The 18355-nt window shown below is 45.8% G+C and carries 15 protein-coding genes and 1 pseudogene; 14 read left to right on the top strand and 2 right to left on the bottom strand.

All coding sequences use genetic code 11. The features are described from left to right. Nucleotides 1-83: 83 nt before the first annotated feature. Nucleotides 84-515, bottom strand: coding sequence for a ferric iron uptake transcriptional regulator (gene fur, locus ACHUFW_RS08520; protein WP_394202183.1), 432 nt, complete (start codon nt 513-515; stop codon nt 84-86). 288 nt (nt 516-803) lie between these two features. Between fur and cobB the strand changes: the two genes are divergently transcribed. The 12 genes and pseudogenes from cobB (at nt 804) to ACHUFW_RS08460 (ending at nt 13585) form a co-directional block, all read left to right on the top strand. Next, a complete protein-coding gene (cobB, locus tag ACHUFW_RS08515; RefSeq protein ID WP_394202181.1) occupies nt 804-1547 on the top strand; it encodes a Sir2 family NAD+-dependent deacetylase in 744 nt (247 codons plus the stop codon). Beyond that, on the top strand, nt 1548-2012 hold the full coding sequence (locus tag ACHUFW_RS08510) for an ATP-binding protein (protein ID WP_394202179.1): 465 nt from the start codon (nt 1548-1550) through the stop codon (nt 2010-2012). Between the two features lie 469 nt (nt 2013-2481). Continuing rightward, nucleotides 2482-3153 (top strand): Type 1 glutamine amidotransferase-like domain-containing protein, encoded by a 672-nt coding sequence (locus tag ACHUFW_RS08505; RefSeq protein WP_394202177.1) that lies wholly within the window; start codon nt 2482-2484, stop codon nt 3151-3153. A gap of 305 nt (nt 3154-3458) precedes the next feature. After that, a complete protein-coding gene (locus ACHUFW_RS08500; RefSeq protein ID WP_394202175.1) occupies nt 3459-4649 on the top strand; it encodes an acetyl-CoA C-acyltransferase in 1191 nt (396 codons plus the stop codon). Between the two features lie 154 nt (nt 4650-4803). Continuing rightward, nucleotides 4804-6309 carry a CoA-acylating methylmalonate-semialdehyde dehydrogenase gene (locus ACHUFW_RS08495; RefSeq protein WP_394202173.1) on the top strand — a complete coding sequence of 502 codons (1506 nt, stop codon included), beginning with the start codon at nt 4804-4806 and terminating at the stop codon, nt 6307-6309. A 120-nt stretch (nt 6310-6429) separates the two neighbouring features. After that, nucleotides 6430-7587 carry an acyl-CoA dehydrogenase family protein gene (locus tag ACHUFW_RS08490; RefSeq protein ID WP_394202172.1) on the top strand — a complete coding sequence of 386 codons (1158 nt, stop codon included), beginning with the start codon at nt 6430-6432 and terminating at the stop codon, nt 7585-7587. Nucleotides 7588-7602: 15 nt separating this feature from the next. Then, entirely contained in the window at nt 7603-8376 is a 774-nt protein-coding gene (locus ACHUFW_RS08485) for an enoyl-CoA hydratase (protein WP_394202170.1), read from the top strand. Beyond that, nucleotides 8376-9500: an enoyl-CoA hydratase/isomerase family protein gene (locus ACHUFW_RS08480; protein WP_394202168.1), complete on the top strand. Its 1125-nt coding sequence runs from the start codon at nt 8376-8378 to the stop codon at nt 9498-9500. The genes ACHUFW_RS08485 and ACHUFW_RS08480 overlap by 1 nt, the downstream gene beginning before the upstream one ends. A 34-nt stretch (nt 9501-9534) precedes the next feature. Next, complete coding sequence (mmsB, locus tag ACHUFW_RS08475) at nt 9535-10434, top strand: 3-hydroxyisobutyrate dehydrogenase (protein WP_394202167.1); 900 nt, start codon at nt 9535-9537, stop codon at nt 10432-10434. Between the two features lie 4 nt (nt 10435-10438). Next, a complete protein-coding gene (locus ACHUFW_RS08470) occupies nt 10439-11197 on the top strand; it encodes an SDR family oxidoreductase (RefSeq protein ID WP_394202165.1) in 759 nt (252 codons plus the stop codon). A gap of 144 nt (nt 11198-11341) precedes the next feature. Further along, a complete protein-coding gene (locus tag ACHUFW_RS08465; RefSeq protein ID WP_394202163.1) occupies nt 11342-11575 on the top strand; it encodes a hypothetical protein in 234 nt (77 codons plus the stop codon). After that, nucleotides 11572-13585, top strand: a pseudogene (locus ACHUFW_RS08460) (S9 family peptidase). The gene ACHUFW_RS08465 and the pseudogene ACHUFW_RS08460 overlap by 4 nt, the downstream one beginning before the upstream one ends. Nucleotides 13586-13670: 85 nt before the next feature. On the opposite strand, the gene cueR reads toward ACHUFW_RS08460, so the two are convergent. Next, nucleotides 13671-14069 (bottom strand): Cu(I)-responsive transcriptional regulator, encoded by a 399-nt coding sequence (gene cueR / locus ACHUFW_RS08455; protein WP_394202161.1) that lies wholly within the window; start codon nt 14067-14069, stop codon nt 13671-13673. 110 nt (nt 14070-14179) lie between these two features. Here cueR and ACHUFW_RS08450 point away from each other — a divergent pair, with 110 nt between their 5' ends. After that, nucleotides 14180-16411: a heavy metal translocating P-type ATPase gene (locus ACHUFW_RS08450; RefSeq protein ID WP_394202160.1), complete on the top strand. Its 2232-nt coding sequence runs from the start codon at nt 14180-14182 to the stop codon at nt 16409-16411. Between the two features lie 281 nt (nt 16412-16692). Further along, nucleotides 16693-18288 (top strand): ABC-F family ATPase, encoded by a 1596-nt coding sequence (locus ACHUFW_RS08445; protein WP_394202158.1) that lies wholly within the window; start codon nt 16693-16695, stop codon nt 18286-18288. Nucleotides 18289-18355: the final 67 nt, after the last annotated feature.

Raw genomic sequence — 18355 nt, 5'->3', positions numbered from 1 at the left:
AGCGGTTATCGTCAGCAGCTAACGTAAAAACATTAACACATAAAAAAACCAGCTAAGTGCTGGTTTTTTTAATGTGTTATTGCTTATGCATCACCATGGTCGCACTCATCATTGGTGCAAACGCCGTATAAATAGAGGCTGTGGTTAGTTAGTTTGATATTGTGCTTCATCGCGATTTCATCTTGACGAGATTCAATGACGTCATCTGAAAACTCAATCACTTTACCGCATGACAAGCAGACAAGGTGATCGTGATGATGGTTTGTTGCTAATTCAAATACCGCTTTACCGCTTTCAAAGTGGTGGCGGGTCACAATGCCGGCATCATCAAATTGGTTAAGCACGCGATAAACCGTAGCTAAACCAATCTCTTCGCCAATATCCAATAATTTCTTATAAAGATCTTCAGCGCTGATGTGTTGGTTTTCAGGTCCTTGCATCAGTTCTAGGATCTTGACTCGTGGTAGGGTAACTTTTAGTCCCGCTTTTTTTAGCGCTTGATTTCCATCTGTCATTGCGAATCTCTTGATTGCAGAACCATTAGCACAGCCAATTAAGGTTCATGGTGTGAATATTGTAACCCATTATAGGGGCACAAATTAAAAACTTAAACCTTTGATCTGCCTTTATAGATGCTTCGCAAATAATTTAGTCAATTAGTGGGATAAATATGCGATAAAAGCTGCAATTTAAGCATACATTTTGTAGTGTTATTTATACTAACGCCCAATAGCAGTAAAAAATGTGATAGGGCATGCTCTACATTGTGAGTAAATATAACAATAACCAACAAAGGAAAGCTGATGTATCGACAAATCGTAGTGCTTACCGGGGCCGGCATTTCGGCAGAGTCTGGTTTACGAACTTTTCGCGACCAAGATGGGTTGTGGGAAGAGCATTTAATTGAAGACGTTGCGACCCCTGAAGGTTATGCGCGCGATCCACAATTGGTCGAACGCTTTTATAATGAACGTTGGCGTCAGCTACACAATGGTGATGTTGAGCCTAATCTTGCTCACGTTGCTCTAGCGAAACTTGAGCAAGAATTTGAAGGTGAACTGCTGATTGTAACGCAAAATATTGATGATTTGCATGAGCGAGCAGGTTCGCGCAGATTGTTACATATGCACGGAGAGCTATCAAAAGGTCGCTGCCCGCGCTCACGGCAGACTTTCCTACTACGGGATCCCCTAGGCGAACATCATACTTGTACCTGTTGTATACCCGCGCAGCGACTACGGCCCCATGTAGTTTGGTTTGGTGAGATGCCAATTGGCTTAGACAGAGTACAACATGCCCTTGATACCTGTGATCTGTTTATTGCCATTGGCACTTCAGGCAGTGTTTATCCTGCTGCGGGCTTTGTTGATACTGCTAATCATCATGGCGCACAAACTGTTGAGGTGAATATTGTGCCACCTGACAATGACAGCCAATTTCAATATCACCTGCAAGGTAAAGCCAGTAGCCTAGTCCCTTATTTGGTGGATCGAATTTTAAATGATGAAGTGATTAGCGATCAGTATGACACTGAGATGACGGCCTAAATGGATGAGGAAGCGTTACCACCACGGTTAGCGATAATCATGCGTGGTCTACCTGGTAGCGGAAAAAGTCATTGGGTAGAATCGTTTATTAATCGCCAGTCACTTGAGTTGGCGATGACCATTCGTCAACATGGTTACTTTTCAACTGACCGTTTTTTCTATCACCAAGGCCAGTATCGATTCCAGGCGCATAAATTAGCTGAATATCATCAGCGTAACCTCACAGGTTTTATTCAAGCCCTAACTGCTGAACAACCTGTGGTGATCTGTGACAACACTAACCTCGCTAAGTGGGAATATATGGCCTATGAGGCTGCTGCAAAGGCGTTAGGTTATCAGGTTCGTATCGTGCTTATTGGTCAACCAATGTCGCTGCAGCATCAACAGTGCTGTGCAAAACGCAATCAACATCAAGTGCCCCTCAATCAGATTAAAAAAATGGCGCAACATTTCGAAGACGACTAAAAACGATTTTAAAATGACTAGGGCGTGTTGACCTTTCGAGCTGATTTTTGCAGCAGTTTGTGGGATCTTTATACAAGGCAGAGGCTTTGATATGTAGTTGCACTACTTGATAAGCCAATAACGCAGTAGAAAGGAACCACAAACGCTGCCCGAAGGGTTCGGCTACAAGCGTTTTACTCTTTGTTGAGAGGTATTTTGCTTAGCATGCTAGGCAAAATACCTCTCGCCGCGATAAAAACGCTTGTATCTCGAACAAAATTTAACCGCGAAAGGTCAAGACGCCCTTAATAGCCAAACTTGGTTTACTGATTTATTGGATGTAATTAGCATTGGCTTAAGAGGAAGGGATTTTGGTCACGTATGCATCTCACTGATTCGATGCAATCAATGTATGTAACTAGCACTTATAATCAGTGCATATCACCAAAGTCATAAAGCAAGCAAATGGAAACCAAATGGAAGCAATGGTATGCAAGCAAACCACAAATTAGGCCAAATCATTTTGTTGAGTGCATTAGACAGCCCCAATGTTGCTATCGCATTACAACAACACCTGCGTTTTTCAACTACCGCGCCCAAAGTTGGCTATCTTGCATCTGGCCATGATGCCGAGCGGCAATATTTCAAAGCCACCAGGGGAATATACCAGTCATTTGGCGCACAAATGCAGCACTATTGCGAGTTGACCCAAGACTATAGCGACCAAGCATTTGACCAGTTACTTGAATGTGATGCGATTCATTTGGCCGGCGGGGATACGTTTGCTTTCCTGCAAGGGATTATCGATCGTAACGTTGCACCCAAGTTAGTTGAGTATTATTTGCAAGGTGGCTGTTTAATCGGATTAAGTGCAGGAGCGATGCTACTGACTGACTCGATTGCCACTGCGCCATTGTGTGGCGATAACAATACCGTGGGCGTCACTGACTTAACCGCGCTGGAGTTATATCCTAACCTCTATGTTCCTCACGTTACAGAGCCATCGGCTTTAGTCCCTGTGTTAACCCAGTGGGTTAATCAGCAGCATCCTGTAATAGCAGATATGACGGTGGTGCTTGCTAGTGACAATGATGTGATTGTTTACAGTCACGGACAACAACAAATCTATGGCCAACCGTTATTTTGGTCGGCGACTAATTAAGTTAATGCTGTTATTTACAATCAAAAATGCAATGATTTTATTGCATTAAATGCCGCTTACCGCCGGCGGACAAGGGATAGTTTAGCTTTGGTGCTGAGTAAATTTTGTTGGGTGACGACTTCCGAGGTCTGCGGTTTCTTCAAGGTGTAAATCCAAAATGACAATCCATTGTTGATTATCTAGCAATAATTATAAATCAATACTTGCTTTACGTTCGCGTAAACGTCAGAGTGCTATTATTTGATGCAGATCACATCTTAGGTGTGCTGCGTAATGAACATATTTCTGTCACTTTGGAGTGGATCATGACAAGCGAAAATCAACAACAAGATATTGTAATAGTAGCGGCGAAACGTACACCTATGGGTGGGTTTCAAGGCGCATTGTCAACTGTTGCCTCCCCCGTACTCGCCTCAACTGCGGTTAAAGCGGTGATGAGCGAGACTGGCATTAACGGTGCAGAAGTTGATGAACTCTTAATGGGTTGCGTATTGCCAGCGGGTTTAGGCCAAGCACCTGCTCGTCAAGCTGCATTGGGTGCAGATATGCCTTTATCTGTTGGCGCGACCACAGTTAACAAGGTCTGTGGCTCGGGCATGAAAACTGTCATGTTAGCCCACGATTTAATTAAAGCCGATAGCGCCAAAATCGTCTTAGCAGGTGGTATGGAAAATATGAGTCAGGCACCGTATTTACTTGATAAGGCCCGTGGCGGGATGCGCATGGGGCATGGAAAAGTGCTCGACCATATGTTCCTTGATGGCTTAGAAGATGCCTATACAGGCGGCGCGATGGGGACGTTTGCGCAAAAAACGGCTGACGATTATAAGCTGACACGCGAGCAAATGGACCAATTTGCCTTAAACTCACTGCAAAAAGCCAATGCGGCTATAGAAACGGGCGCATTTAATGCTGAAATCGCCCCGGTGACCGTCAGTTCTCGTCGTGGTGATACTGTCGTTGATACCGACGAGCAACCAGGTAATGCTCGCCCTGATAAGATCCCAAGTTTGCGCCCAGCTTTTGCCAAAGATGGCACGATTACAGCGGCTAACTCTAGCTCGATTTCAGATGGTGCAGCAGTGTTGATGCTAATGCGTCGTGATGAAGCTCAAAAGCGCGGTTTAACAGTATTAGCAACGATTAAAGGCCACGCTACCCATGCGCAAGAGCCATCGATGTTTACCACAGCACCTGTGGGTGCAATGAGTAAGTTATTAGATAAGGTAGGCTGGCAAAAGCAAGATGTCGACCTATTTGAAATTAACGAAGCGTTTGCCATGGTGACGATGTTAGCTATCTCTGAGCTGCAACTTGATGAGGCTAAAGTCAATATTTATGGTGGCGCTTGTGCATTGGGTCACCCCATCGGTTGTTCAGGTGCGCGCGTATTAGTAACACTGATCCATGCGCTCAAAGCCAAAGGATTAACCCGTGGTGTCGCTTCACTGTGTATTGGTGGCGGTGAAGCAACTGCGATGGCGATTGAAGTCTAAAAAATGATAAGCCTGCAGTTAGCTGCGGGCTTTTTTATTGTGTATTTAATCTAAGACACAACAGCAACTTGCCGCACTACTTTAATAAAATCAATAAAGCGGCATCAACAAGCACTGAAGCTCAAAAGCGTAGCTTTAGGTAGAAGGACGCAACATGACGACTCAAGTTAAACATTACATTGATGGCGAATTTGTCACAGGTAACGGCAGTAATCTGATCACTGTGACCAATCCAGCAAACAATCAAGCGATAGCACAAATCAATGCTGCAACGGTTACCGAGGTTGAGCAAGCGATTGCCAGTGCCAAAACAGCATTTGCCTCTTGGAAGGAAGTGGCTGTTTCTGAACGTGCTCGTGTGATGTTTCGTTATCAACATTTACTTAAAGCGCACCATGATGAATTAGCAACCATTTTAGCTAAGGAAACCGGTAAAACCTTTGAAGATGCAAAAGGTGATGTGTGGCGTGGTATCGAAGTTGCTGAACATGCTTGTAATATTGCGACCTTGTTAATGGGAGAGACTGTCGAGAACGTGGCGCGTGGCATTGACACCTACAGCTACACTCAACCATTAGGAGTTTGCGCAGGTATTACGCCATTTAACTTCCCAGCGATGATCCCATTATGGATGTTCCCGTTGGCTATCGCTTGCGGTAATACTTTTGTTCTTAAACCTTCTGAGCAAGATCCCATGACGCCACAGCGTCTAGTAGAGCTGTTTGAAGAAGCGGGTGCGCCCAAAGGTGTGCTGCAGCTGGTTCATGGTGATAAAGAAGCGGTAAACACCTTATTGTCTCATCAAGACATTAAAGCTATCTCATTCGTGGGCTCTGTGGGTGTGGGTCAATACATCTATAAAACCGCGACCGATAACCTTAAGCGCTGCCAAGCATTTGCTGGGGCTAAGAATCACTGCGTTATTATGCCAGATGCTGATAAACAGCAAGTGATCAACAATTTAGTGGGTGCGTCAGTGGGAGCTGCAGGTCAGCGTTGTATGGCATTGTCTGTCGCGGTATTTGTCGGTGAAGCCAAAGCGTGGATCCCAGAGTTAAAAGAGGCCTTGGCGAAAGTAAAACCGGGTTTGTGGGATGATCCGCAAGCGGGATATGGTCCACTTATTAGTCCAGCGGCAAAAGCGCGAGTATTGGCCTTAATTGAAGAAGGTAAACAACAAGGCGCAAGCTGCCTGCTTGATGGTTCTGATTTTACCGTGCCAGGTCACGAAGCGGGTAATTGGGTTGGCCCAACCATGTTTAGCGGTGTCACCACCGATATGAGCATCTACCAAGAAGAAATTTTTGGCCCAGTGTTGTGCGCGATGGAAACTGACACCTTAGAGCAAGCTATCGAGATTGTTAATGCCAGTCCTTATGGTAATGGTACCTCTATCTTCACCGCCAGCGGCGCTGCAGCGCGCAAATATCAACATGAAATCGAAGTTGGCCAAGTGGGGATTAACGTTCCAATTCCAGTGCCATTGCCGTTTTTCTCATTCACTGGCTGGAAAGGCAGTTTTTATGGCGATCAGCATGCTTACGGTAAGCAGGCTGTACGTTTTTACACTGAAACTAAGACGATTACTTCTCGCTGGTTTGAGTCCCAAATCGGTGACGCTGAGCAGGCGGCGCCTAATATGACCATTGCCCTAAAGTAACGAGTTATCGCCACAATGAGGGCAGAGCAACTCTGCCCGTTATATTAAGTTCAACGACAAGCACCACTAAATAAATCAAAACCTAACAAGGTTAATAAAGGTGCATGAGGAGTTCGCAATATGGATTTCAATCTAAATGAAGATCAGCGTCAGTTTGCTGAGCTAGCAGCCCAATTTGCTGCAGAAGAGTTAGCGCCATTTGCTGCGCAGTGGGATGAGCAACATCACTTTCCTAAAGATGTGATTCAAAAAGCCGGTGAATTGGGGTTCTGCTCCCTGTATTCGCCAGAATCAGAAGGTGGCATGGGCTTATCGCGCCTAGATGCGTCGATTATTTTCGAGCAGTTGTCAAAAGGGTGCACGGCGACAACTGCGATGTTAACCATTCATAACATGGCAACTTGGATGGTCACCAGTTTTGGTAGCGACACATTGCGTGGTCAATGGTCGGAAGATTTAACCAGCGGCGCCAAGTTAGCCTCATATTGTCTAACCGAAGCTGGAGCCGGCAGTGATGCAGCGTCGCTAAAGACTAAAGCGGTACGTGACGGTGATGATTACCTTATTTCCGGTGCAAAAATGTTTATTTCCGGCGCCGGAGATACCGAATTATTAGTGGTGATGTGCCGTACAGGTGAAGCCGGACCAAAAGGGATTTCTGCGATCGCTGTTCCTGCCGATAGCGCTGGGATCAGCTACGGTAAAGCAGAAGATAAGATGGGCTGGAATGCACAACCTACAAGAGAGATCACTTTTGACAATGTTCGTGTGCCAGCAAGCTATTTACTGGGTAAAGAAGGTCAAGGTTTTACCTTTGCCATGAAAGGCCTCGACGGTGGTCGGATTAATATCGCAACCTGCTCGATTGGTACGGCGCAAGCTGCACTAGAACGCGCAACTCAATACATGAATGAGCGTAAACAGTTTGGCAAGCCCATTGCCGCATTTCAGGCATTGCAATTCAAGTTAGCCGATATGGCTACCGAGCTGGTTGCGGCAAGGCAAATGGTACGTTTGGCGGCATTTAAATTAGATACCCAAGATCCAGAAGCAACCGCCTACTGCGCCATGGCAAAACGATTTGCGACCGATGTTGGTTTTAGCGTCTGTGATAACGCGCTGCAATTACATGGCGGCTATGGTTATATCCGTGAGTATCCATTAGAGCGCCACTTTAGAGATGTCCGAGTACACCAAATCCTCGAGGGCACCAATGAAATCATGCGCTTGATTATTGCCCGTCGACTACTTGATGAAACCGCGAGCCAAATTCTTTAACAGGGAGCTGTCACAATGAATGGATTACAAGAGCAACGTCATGGTCACACTGTGGTACTGACCATGAGTAACCCTCCGGCCAACACCTGGACGGCTGATTCACTGCAAGCACTAAAGCAACGTGTTGCTGAGTTGAACGATGATGCTGAGGTTTATGCGCTAGTGATTACGGGTGAAGGTGACAAGTTCTTTTCAGCTGGCGCGGATTTAAAGCTATTTGCTGATGGCGATAAAGGTAATGCCGCTTCAATGGCTAAGCACTTTGGTGAAGCATTTGAAACCCTATCTGCTTTTGGCGGTGTGTCAATCGCGGCAATTAATGGATATGCCATGGGCGGCGGATTAGAAGTCGCGTTAGCCTGTGACATTCGTTTATGTGAACAACAGGCCGTGATGGCGCTACCTGAGGCCACTGTCGGACTGCTGCCGTGTGCAGGCGGAACCCAAAACCTGACCGCGTTGGTTGGCGAAGGTTGGGCAAAGCGGATGATTTTATGTGGTGAACGCATCAAGTCTGAACGTGCAGCACAAATAGGCTTGGTTGAAGAAGTTGTTGCCACTGGCACTGTGCTTGACAGTGCTATTGCGTTAGCAGAAAAAGTCGCCAATCAAAGTCCTTCTAGTGTTAGGGTATGTAAACAGCTTATTCAAGCTGGTCGTCAAATGCCGCGGCAGCAAGCGTTACCATTGGAGCGTGAGTTGTTTGTCGGTCTATTTGATACCCAAGACCAAAAAGAAGGCGTTAACGCCTTCTTAGAGAAGCGCCAAGCCAAATGGAAGAACTGCTAATGAAACCTATAACCAATGATGTCGTGTTTCAAACCTTAGGAACCATTTCCGGTAAACAGATTGGGGTGGTGACGCTAAACGTCGAAAAAGCACTGAATGCGCTTAATCTAGATATGGTGCAAGCCATGCTGGCACAGCTGCGACGTTGGCAAGATGACGATACTATCGCCATGGTGGTGATGGAAGGTGCGGGCGATAAAGCATTTTGTGCCGGTGGTGATGTGCGAGCACTGCATCAAGCGGCGATAGATTATCCGGGCGAAATTAGCCAAGCAGCATTAACCTTTTTCGAGCAAGAATACCGCTTAGACTACCTACTGCACACTTATAACAAGCCGGTATTAGTCTGGGCTGATGGTATTGTGATGGGCGGTGGTGTTGGCTTAATGGCCGGCGCAAGTCACCGGGTGGTGACAGAGCATTCACGGGTGGCCATGCCGGAAGTGACCATTGGCTTGTATCCTGATGTGGGTGGCAGCTATTTCCTTAACACTATGCCAGGCAAGGTTGGGCTGTTTTTAGGCTTAACCGCCTACAACATGACCGGCAGTGATGCCCATTATGTTGGCTTAGGTAATCATTATTTAAACCGTGAAGATAAGCATGCGTTACTTGAAGCATTAAGCAGTATTGATTGGTCAAGCGATGACAGTGAAAACCATGGTAAACTTGATAAGTTACTTGCTGCGATGAGTGAGCGCTGCCAAACCCCTATGGCGGAAAGTGTACTTGCTCTACATCAACAAGAAATTGATGCGTTAATGGCAGGCTCGATTGCGGATATTGCATCGCGTTTGAATGACTTGACCACCGAAGAGAAATGGTTGTCCCGAGCGGTAGCAACTTTTCAAGCAGGCAGCCCAATCAGCCATGCATTAATTTTTGCTCAAGCTAATTTTGAAGATTTGAGCCTAGCTCAAGCGTTTCAATTTGAATTAGGTCTTAGTGTGCAATGTTGTGCCATTGGTGACTTTGCGGAAGGTGTTAGAGCCTTATTGATTGATAAAGATCGAAATCCACAATGGTTATTCCCGCATGTTGAGCGTATTGCGCCAAACGTATTGAGCCAGCTTTTGGCTTCACCCTGGGATGAACAAAGCCACCCATTAGCTGATCTCGCTTAACGCGATCAGTCGAGCCAAGATAGGAGAAACTAAAATGACAACTGTTGCTTTTATTGGATTAGGTAACATGGGTGGGCCAATGGCGGTCAATCTGCTTAAAGCAGGCAAAACCGTTAAGGTGTTTGACCTGGTTCCTGAAGCGATGAACCAGCTTGCAGAGCAAGGGGCACTAACGGCTAGCAGCGCTTGTGGGGCTGCAGCCGGGGCCGATGTGGTGGTGACCATGTTACCAGCCGGTCAGCATGTACGTAGTTTGTACATTGGTGATAGTGGTAACAAAGGCCTGATTGATGTGGTGGCCGATGATACCTTGTTGATTGATTGCTCAACCATTGATGCTGATAGTGCAAAAACGGTTGCCGCAGCAGCGGCCACTCGCAATATCGAATTTATTGATGCGCCGGTTTCTGGCGGCACTGCAGGAGCAGCGGCGGGGACGTTAACCTTTATTTGTGGCGGCACAGATAGCGCTTATGCTAAAGCGCAACCGATTTTGGCCGACATGGGCGCAAATATATTCCACGCTGGTGGCCCAGGTGCCGGACAGGTTGCAAAAATCTGTAATAACATGTTGTTATCGGTATTGATGGTAGCGACCAGTGAATCACTGCAGATGGGGATTGACCATGGGTTAGACCCCAAAGTGTTATCTGAAATTATGCAAGTGAGTAGTGGTGGCAATTGGACGCTAAATAAATATAATCCTTGTCCGAATGTAATGGATAATGTGCCATCTTCAAATGACTATCAGGGCGGATTTATGGTGGATCTGATGGTTAAAGATTTAGGATTATCTCAAGAGGCGGCATTACAATCGCACTCCAGTACGCCAATGGGCGCGTTGGCGCGGAGTCTCTATGTCAATCACGCTCGCCAAGGTAATGGCAAGCGGGATTTTTCGAGTATTTTTGAACAGTTTAATAAAAAAGGCTAAGCAGATGGATGTAAAAGATAAAGTCGTAGTCATCACGGGCGGTGCTGGTGGTCTTGGATTTGCAATGGCAAGAGAGTTTGCTGCACAAGGTGCTAAGCTTGCGTTAATTGATGTTGACCAAGAAAAATTAGAACGTGCTTGTGCTGATATTGGCGACTCGACCGAAGTTCAGGGTTATGCCTTTGATATTACTGATGAAGAAGATGTTGTTGCAGGCTTTAAATTCATTTTAGAAGATTTTGGTCAAGTCAACGTTTTAGTCAACAATGCCGGCATTTTATATGATGGTATGTTGGTAAAAGCCAAAGAAGGTAAGGTCACCGACCGCATGTCGTTTGAGCAGTTCCAAGCGGTGATTAATGTTAATTTAACGGGATCGTTCCTGTGTGGTCGTGAAGCTGCAGCGGCGATGATCGAATCTCAGCAAGCCGGTGTAATTGTTAATATTTCAAGCTTAGCGAAGGCCGGTAATATTGGCCAAACCAACTACTCAGCTTCTAAAGCGGGTGTTGCTGCTATGTCAGTGGGTTGGGCAAAAGAGCTGGCACGTTACAACATTCGTAGTGCTGCTGTTGCGCCTGGTGTGATTGAAACTGAAATGACTGCAGCGATGAAACCAGAAGCACTTGAGCGATTAGAAAAGATGGTGCCAGTTGGACGTTTAGGTCAAGCGGAAGAAATTGCCTCAACAGTGCGTTTTATTGTTGAGAATGATTATGTTAATGGTCGAGTGTTTGAAATTGACGGCGGTATCCGTATTTAATTTTATTTCACTTGATGATGAAAGCGGGCATTAGCCCGCTTTTTTATTTGTCAAAATAACCATTGGCGTAGCACTATTTAACAAATGCCAATAAATAAGTGATAATTATCACAATAAGTTAATTTTATTTGGGTGAGGATATCAATGGCGTGGTTTGATCGCATAACCAAAACAATGATGTTGGTTGTGGGGGTTATGGGATTAGTGGTGATTTACGGCGGCTTTTTTTTCTTGTTATTTAGCGGCCGCAATGTGGCAGTTATTCATTGGCTGTTTTTGCTCAGCCCATGGATATGCATCTATTTTGGCTTAACCGCGCAGCAACAGCTTGGGGTCCGAGCTTGGTTCGCACGTAAATGGTCTAGGTTAACTCGATGAACATCATCTTTCGGCTAAGCTTGGTTGTGCTGGCGTTGTCGCTATTTACTGCCTGCGAGCCTAAATCAGTCCAGTACGATATTGATGCCCAAAGCGGTCTTAAAATTGCGCCCTATGGCAGTTGGCAATCGCCCATAAAAGCCAGTGACGTTTTCGACTTAGCTGATGAATTTGGTGAATTACAAGGGATTGATGATGCCGTGTACTTTATCCAGTCTGATGCGCGTGCCGGTGGTGGTTATGGTATTTACCGACTCGGTGAAGATGGCATAACCAATGTAGTAGCAGCAGAGTTTAACGTGCGCTCGACCGTGCATGAGTATGGTGGCTCGCCATTTATCGGCATTGGTCGTACCCTATTTGCTGCTAAGTCCGATGATCAGCGTCTTTACCGAATAGCCCCTAATCAACCACCTTTTCCCTTAACCCCGCTAGGAACTCGCCACGCAGATTGTGTGGGTGTCGATAAAGGCACACAACTTATCTGTATTCGTGAAGATCACCGCAAAGCCGGTGAGGTCATCGCTAGCATTGAAGCGATAAATCTCAATTTTGCTGATGAAGGCAACACGTTAGTCAGTGGTAGCGATTTTTACTCATCGTTAAGAATTTCCCCCGACGGCACTAAGCTGGTGTGGTTGAGCTGGCAGCAGCCGAACATGCCTTGGGATAACACCAGTTTATGGATGGCAGATATTGACTCTAAAGGCGGTTTAGGCAATATCCGCCAGTTGCTGAAACAACATAAAGGCGCAATATCCCAACCGATGTTCAGTCCACAAAATGAACTCTACTTTGTGGCGGACTTTGACAATTGGTGGAATATCTATCATTTAAGCCAAGAGGGTGAACTCAAACAAGTCATCGATATGGATGCTGAGTTTGCTGTGCCAGATTGGAAATTTGGTAACCATAACTATGCCTTTGAAACTGAAAATACCATCATTGCCAGTTATGTGGCCCAGGGCCGAGCGGAACTTATCAGAATTTTTCTCGATACTGGGCTTACCGAAGCGATAGCCGTTGATTTTGGCGAGATATCTCAAGTCGTAAGGGTGGCGAATCAAGTGGTCTTTGTTGGCCACAAGATGACGCCAGAGCAGGGTATTTATAGGGTAAATGGTCGTGGCATAGAACTGGTTTATACCCCACAGTTACCTGTTGTTGACCCTAGGTTTGTATCGCGAGCTCAACACGTTGATTTTAAAACAGGTAACGGCAAAACCGCGTTTGGCTATTTTTATCCACCATTGAACCCTAACTTTAACCGCCCCAAATGACAGCAGGCCGCCGCTGTTGGTGCTGTTACATGATGGTCCAACCAAGCGTGCGAGTTTGCGCTTTCGTCGAGATATTCAGTTTTGGACGAGTCGTGGGTTTGCGGTGATGGATTTGAATTATCGCGGCAGCTCTGGTTTCGGGCGTAGCTATCGTCATAGTTTGTATGGGCATTGGGGCATTGCTGATGTGGAAGATACGGTGCGAGCCGCGGGTCATTTGGTCAACAAGGGTTGGGTTGATGGCACTCAATTGGCGATTCGTGGTACCGGGGCAGGTGGCTATACGGTGTTATCAGCATTGGCTTTTTACAATACCTTCAAAGCTGGGGTAACCTATTCGGCTATCAGTGATTTGGAAGCACTTAAGCAATACAGCTCCAAGTTTGGCAAAGGGTATTTGACCCAGTTGATTGGTGAAGAAGACGGGGCAAACTATCGTGAACGCTCACCTTGGTCACATATCATGCAAATGGAAGAGGCGTTACTGCAGATACAAGGTAGCAATGATCCACTTGCACCTGCTGTGCGCGGGGATGCCATTTTTCAATCATTAAAAGCCCGCGGCGTGCCAACAGCTTTAGTGACCTATCAAAATGAAGGTCACGGGATTAAGTTAACCAAACATAAAATAGAAGCGCTGCGTGCAGAGCTGTCGTTTTATGGGCAAATATTCGATTTTCCGGTTGCCGAACCTGGCATTGAATTGAAAATTGATAATTTGGATAACTAACACCACCTAGATAACAAAATAGCTAAGCGCACTACGCCAATGACTCACTGAAGATACCGATTGTCGCTAGTATAGGGCACGCTCTTTAAGACTTGGCACGATCAAGCTTTAGGCCATCAAGTATTGCGCAGTTGGGCTGTTCACCGCCTTCGCAGTCATCGATCAATTGTGTTAGTTGGCTGCGTAAATCTTTAAGTTGGCTAATACGTTGGTTGATATCGTCGAGATGATGAATAGCCAGCGCTTTGACATCAGCGGCTTTGCGGTGGTCATTGTTTTGTAACTCGAGCAAAGCTTTGCAATCTTCCAATGCAAAACCCAGTGCGCGGCTTTGTTGAATAAACTTGAGTGCGTTAATGGCTTGCTGATTATACTCACGATAACCATTGTCACCACGTTGGCCCACCACAAGGCCAATGTCATGGTAATAGCGTATGGTTTTGACTGACAGCCCCACCTGTTTTGCCACTTCTCCAATCTTCATCGCAACTCCCGTTAAGCTGATTAAATATTTTTGCAAATTTGGCTTTGACTCTCCCCTTATGGGAGACATTACTCTTAGTTGTATCGAGACACAAATTAGGATGTAGGCTAATGTCAAATCTAATTTTATATGTACCTAAAATGAGTTGCGCTAGTTGCGTAGCCAAAATTGAAACCGCGTTTACTCAGGCAAGTACCGAGCGGCGAGCCATACAAGCCACGGTTAACTTAGCTGACAAACAGGTTGTTGTCTCAGGTGATATTTCAGCATCTGAAGCGATAGCATTGATCCGTAATGTCGGCTATGACAGTGAACAAGTGATTGATGCAAGCGTTGCTATGGCGCAAAAAAATCGTGATGAAGATAAAGAGTATAGGCTCAGGCTAAAACAGGCGGTTGCTGGATTAAGCTTAGGTATACCTATGATGCTGTGGGGTTTGTTAGGGGGGGCGATGACCGTTACCAACCAACAACAGCAAATTGCGTGGGGAATAGTTGGGGTTGTGACTTTGATGGTGATGATGTTAACCGGACGCCATTTTTATCAAGGGATGTGGCGAGCAATTCAAGCTAAAACCGCCAATATGGATACGCTCATCGTACTGGGCACCAGTGCCGCATGGCTTTATTCGATAATGGTTGTGGCCGCACCGACTTGGTTTCCTATTGATACTCGCCATGTTTATTTTGAAGCTAGCGTCATGATTGTTGGGTTAATTAACCTTGGGCATGCGTTAGAGTTGCGGGCTCGCGGTAAGACGAGTCAGGCGGTACAAGGTTTGTTAGGGCTACAGGTGACAACAGCCAATAGAGTGACCTCAAATGGTGATGAGCAGGTTCCCATTGCGCAGCTACAAGTGGGCGATGTTTTACGCTTAAAGCCTGGCGAGCGCGTCGCTTTAGATGGTGTGGTGCTATCGGGAGATAGCTTGATTAACGAGTCAATGTTAACCGGTGAGCCCAACGCGGTCCCTAAGGTAGAGGGGGATAGCGTCAATGCTGGCACAGTTAATGGTAATGGCGTGCTGACTTACCGCGTTAGCGCACGGGCACAAGACACTAAGTTAGCAAAAATCATCCAGTTAGTGCAGCAGGCACAAACGTCAAAAATGCCGATTGGCCGCTTAACGGACAAAATTTCAGCTTATTTTGTACCGGCAGTGGTGGTGATAGCCATAGTTGCGTCAGTGCTTTGGTATTTAACCGGGCCTGCACCAGCTTTATCCCATGCGTTGGTGGTGTTAACCAGTGTGTTGATTATTGCTTGCCCCTGTGCGCTGGGTCTCGCAACGCCTTTATCGATTATGGTGTCAGTGGGACGAGCGGCGCAAATGGGAGTGCTAGTGCGTAATGGTGAAGCACTGCAAACGGCGAGTAAAGTCACCACTGTAGTATTAGATAAAACCGGCACGTTGACATTAGGTCAGCCTAAAGTTGTTGAAATGCTATTGCTACAAGAACTCGATAAACCGAGCCTGATAAGTGATATCGCAAGCTTAGAGCAACATTCACAGCATCCGTTGGCTGATGCGATAATTGAACATGCAACTTCGCAAAATCTGCCATTAAGTGAGCCGAAAAATGTTGTCAACATCCTTGGAAAAGGCATTACAGGTAGGGTGAATGGTAAGCAATATAGTGTCGGTAATGTCGCGTTAATGCAGGATATCGGCATTAAAGATTTGACCAGAGTGCACCAGCAAGCTGAGCAATTTGCCACCCTAGGTCAAACGCCGGTTTTTGTTGCAATCGAGCAGCAGTTAACCGCGATTATTGCCATTGCCGACCCAGTAAAGCCTGATGCTCAACTTGCAGTGCAGAAGATGCATCAAGCTGGGCTCAAGGTGATATTGCTCAGTGGTGATAATCAGCAAACTGCTGATGCGGTGGCAAAACAGTTAGGTATTGATAGCGTGTTTGCTGAAGTGTTGCCAGAAGACAAGCAAAATAAAGTGAAACTGCTACAACAGCAAGGTGAGATTGTCGCCATGGTCGGTGATGGCATTAATGACGCGCCTGCGTTGATGAGTGCTGATGTGGGAATGGCGATGGGCAGTGGCACGGACGTTGCGATAGAAAGCGCCGACTTTACCTTGCTCTCAAGCCGATTAATGGTGATAGCCGATACACTGCTATTAGCTAAAGCCAGTATGCGTAATATTAAGCAGAACTTGTTTGGTGCCTTTGTCTACAATACCTTAGGGATCCCTGTTGCGGCAGGATTATTGTTTCCGTTTACAGGCATGCTATTAAGCCCGGTTGTTGCAGGTGCTGCGATGGCGCTGTCTTCGCTAACCGTGGTGACTAATGCCAATCGCTTAAGAAGCGTAAAATTGAGTTAGTTTGCAAAAGGGCGAGCGGTTTCGATTGTCGTTCGCCTTGCGACCATAATGGTGAAATTGCGCGGTACATGCTGGATTAATTGTCGGTTAAAGCGGCGATTGTTAGTTGATAAAATAACCTAAAATGCTATAGTGGCGCGCTTATTTTTGCGGGATTGTTGCCTTAGGGCAACAGCCACCGGCTAGTCGTAGGGTGTTAAGGCGATATTTAACGACCATACGCTAGTTTTTGTTTTATTAATGATTAACTTAATCATATAACTAAGAGCGAAATTGTCACATTGATTACTACAGCTAACATTACCATGCAGTTCGGCTCAAAGCCGCTGTTCGAAAACATATCAGTTAAATTTGGTGGCGGTAACCGTTATGGTTTAATTGGCGCAAATGGCTGCGGTAAGTCAACGTTTATGAAGATATTGGGCGGCGAGTTAGAGCCCACATCAGGCAATGTATCTTTAGATGTCAATGAGCGCTTAGGTAAGTTGAGTCAGAACCAGTTTGGTTATGAAGAGTTCAATGTGGTTGATACTGTCATCATGGGCCACACCGAGCTTTGGAAGGTTAAGCAAGAACGTGATCGTATTTATTCGCTTCCTGAGATGAGTGAAGAAGACGGCATTAAGGTTGCTGAACTTGAGATGGAATTTGCCGAGATGGACGGTTATACCGCTGAATCTCGCGCCGGTGAGCTGTTATTAGGGGTAGGGATCCCACTTGAGCAGCACTTTGGCTTAATGAGCGAAATTGCACCGGGTTTCAAACTACGTGTGTTGTTGGCGCAAGCCCTATTTAGCGATCCAGACGTATTGTTACTTGATGAGCCTACCAACAACTTGGATATTGATACCATCCGTTGGTTACAAGAGATGTTGAATCAACGTAGCAGTACCATGATCATCATTTCGCACGACAGATACTTCTTAAACTCTGTGTGTACTCATATGGCCGACCTCGATTACGGTGAGCTGCGTGTTTATCCAGGTAATTACGATGAGTATATGACCGCTGCAAGTCAGGCACGCGAGCGTTTATTATCGGATAATGCTAAGAAAAAAGCGCAGATTGCTGAGCTACAAGGCTTCGTTGCTCGTTTCTCTGCTAACGCATCTAAAGCGAAGCAAGCGACCTCGCGTGCTAAGCAAATTGAAAAGATTAAGCTAGATGAAGTGAAAGCTTCTAGCCGTGTTAATCCGTTTATTCGTTTCGAGCAAGAGAAAAAGCTATTCCGTAACGCCTTAGTCGTTGAAGAGCTAGCGAAAGGTTTTGATGAAGGGCCTTTGTTTAAAGATTTCAGCATGATTGCTGAAGTGGGTGAGCGCATTGCCGTATTAGGTGAAAATGGTGTGGGTAAAACCACCATGCTGCGTACGCTAATTCACGATTTAGCCCAAGACAGCGGCACCATTCAGTGGTCTGAAAACTCAACCATAGGTTATTACGCACAAGATCATGAAGCTGATTTTGCCAATGACATGACGTTATTTGAGTGGATGAGTCAATGGCGTAAACCTGAAGATGATGATCAATCTGTTCGTGGTTATTTAGGTCGCATGCTGTTTAGCTCAGATGATATTAAAAAGTCAGTAAAAGTCTTGTCTGGTGGTGAAAAGGGCCGCATGCTGTTTGGTAAGTTGATTATGCAAAAGCCAAACATTTTGGTGATGGATGAACCGACTAACCACTTAGATATGGAGTCGATTGAGTCGTTAAACAATGCGCTTGAGATGTATGAAGGCACCTTGATTTTTGTCAGCCACGACCGTGCATTTGTATCATCACTGGCTAACCGCATTATCGAAATTTCAGATAAGGGTGTTAACGACTTTAAGGGAACTTATGAAGAGTTCCTTAAGAGTAAAGGTGTTGAAGAATAACCCCGAAGTTAAGTTGTTTTGAAGCCAAGCTATTTCGAAACTAAGCTATTTCGAAAATAAGTTGCTT

This window comes from Shewanella waksmanii (assembly GCF_043643685.1).
Classification (GTDB): Bacteria; Pseudomonadota; Gammaproteobacteria; order Enterobacterales; family Shewanellaceae; genus Shewanella; species Shewanella waksmanii_A.
Note: the sequence above shows the minus strand (reverse complement) of the source record. Positions and strands in the feature narration are given on the sequence as shown.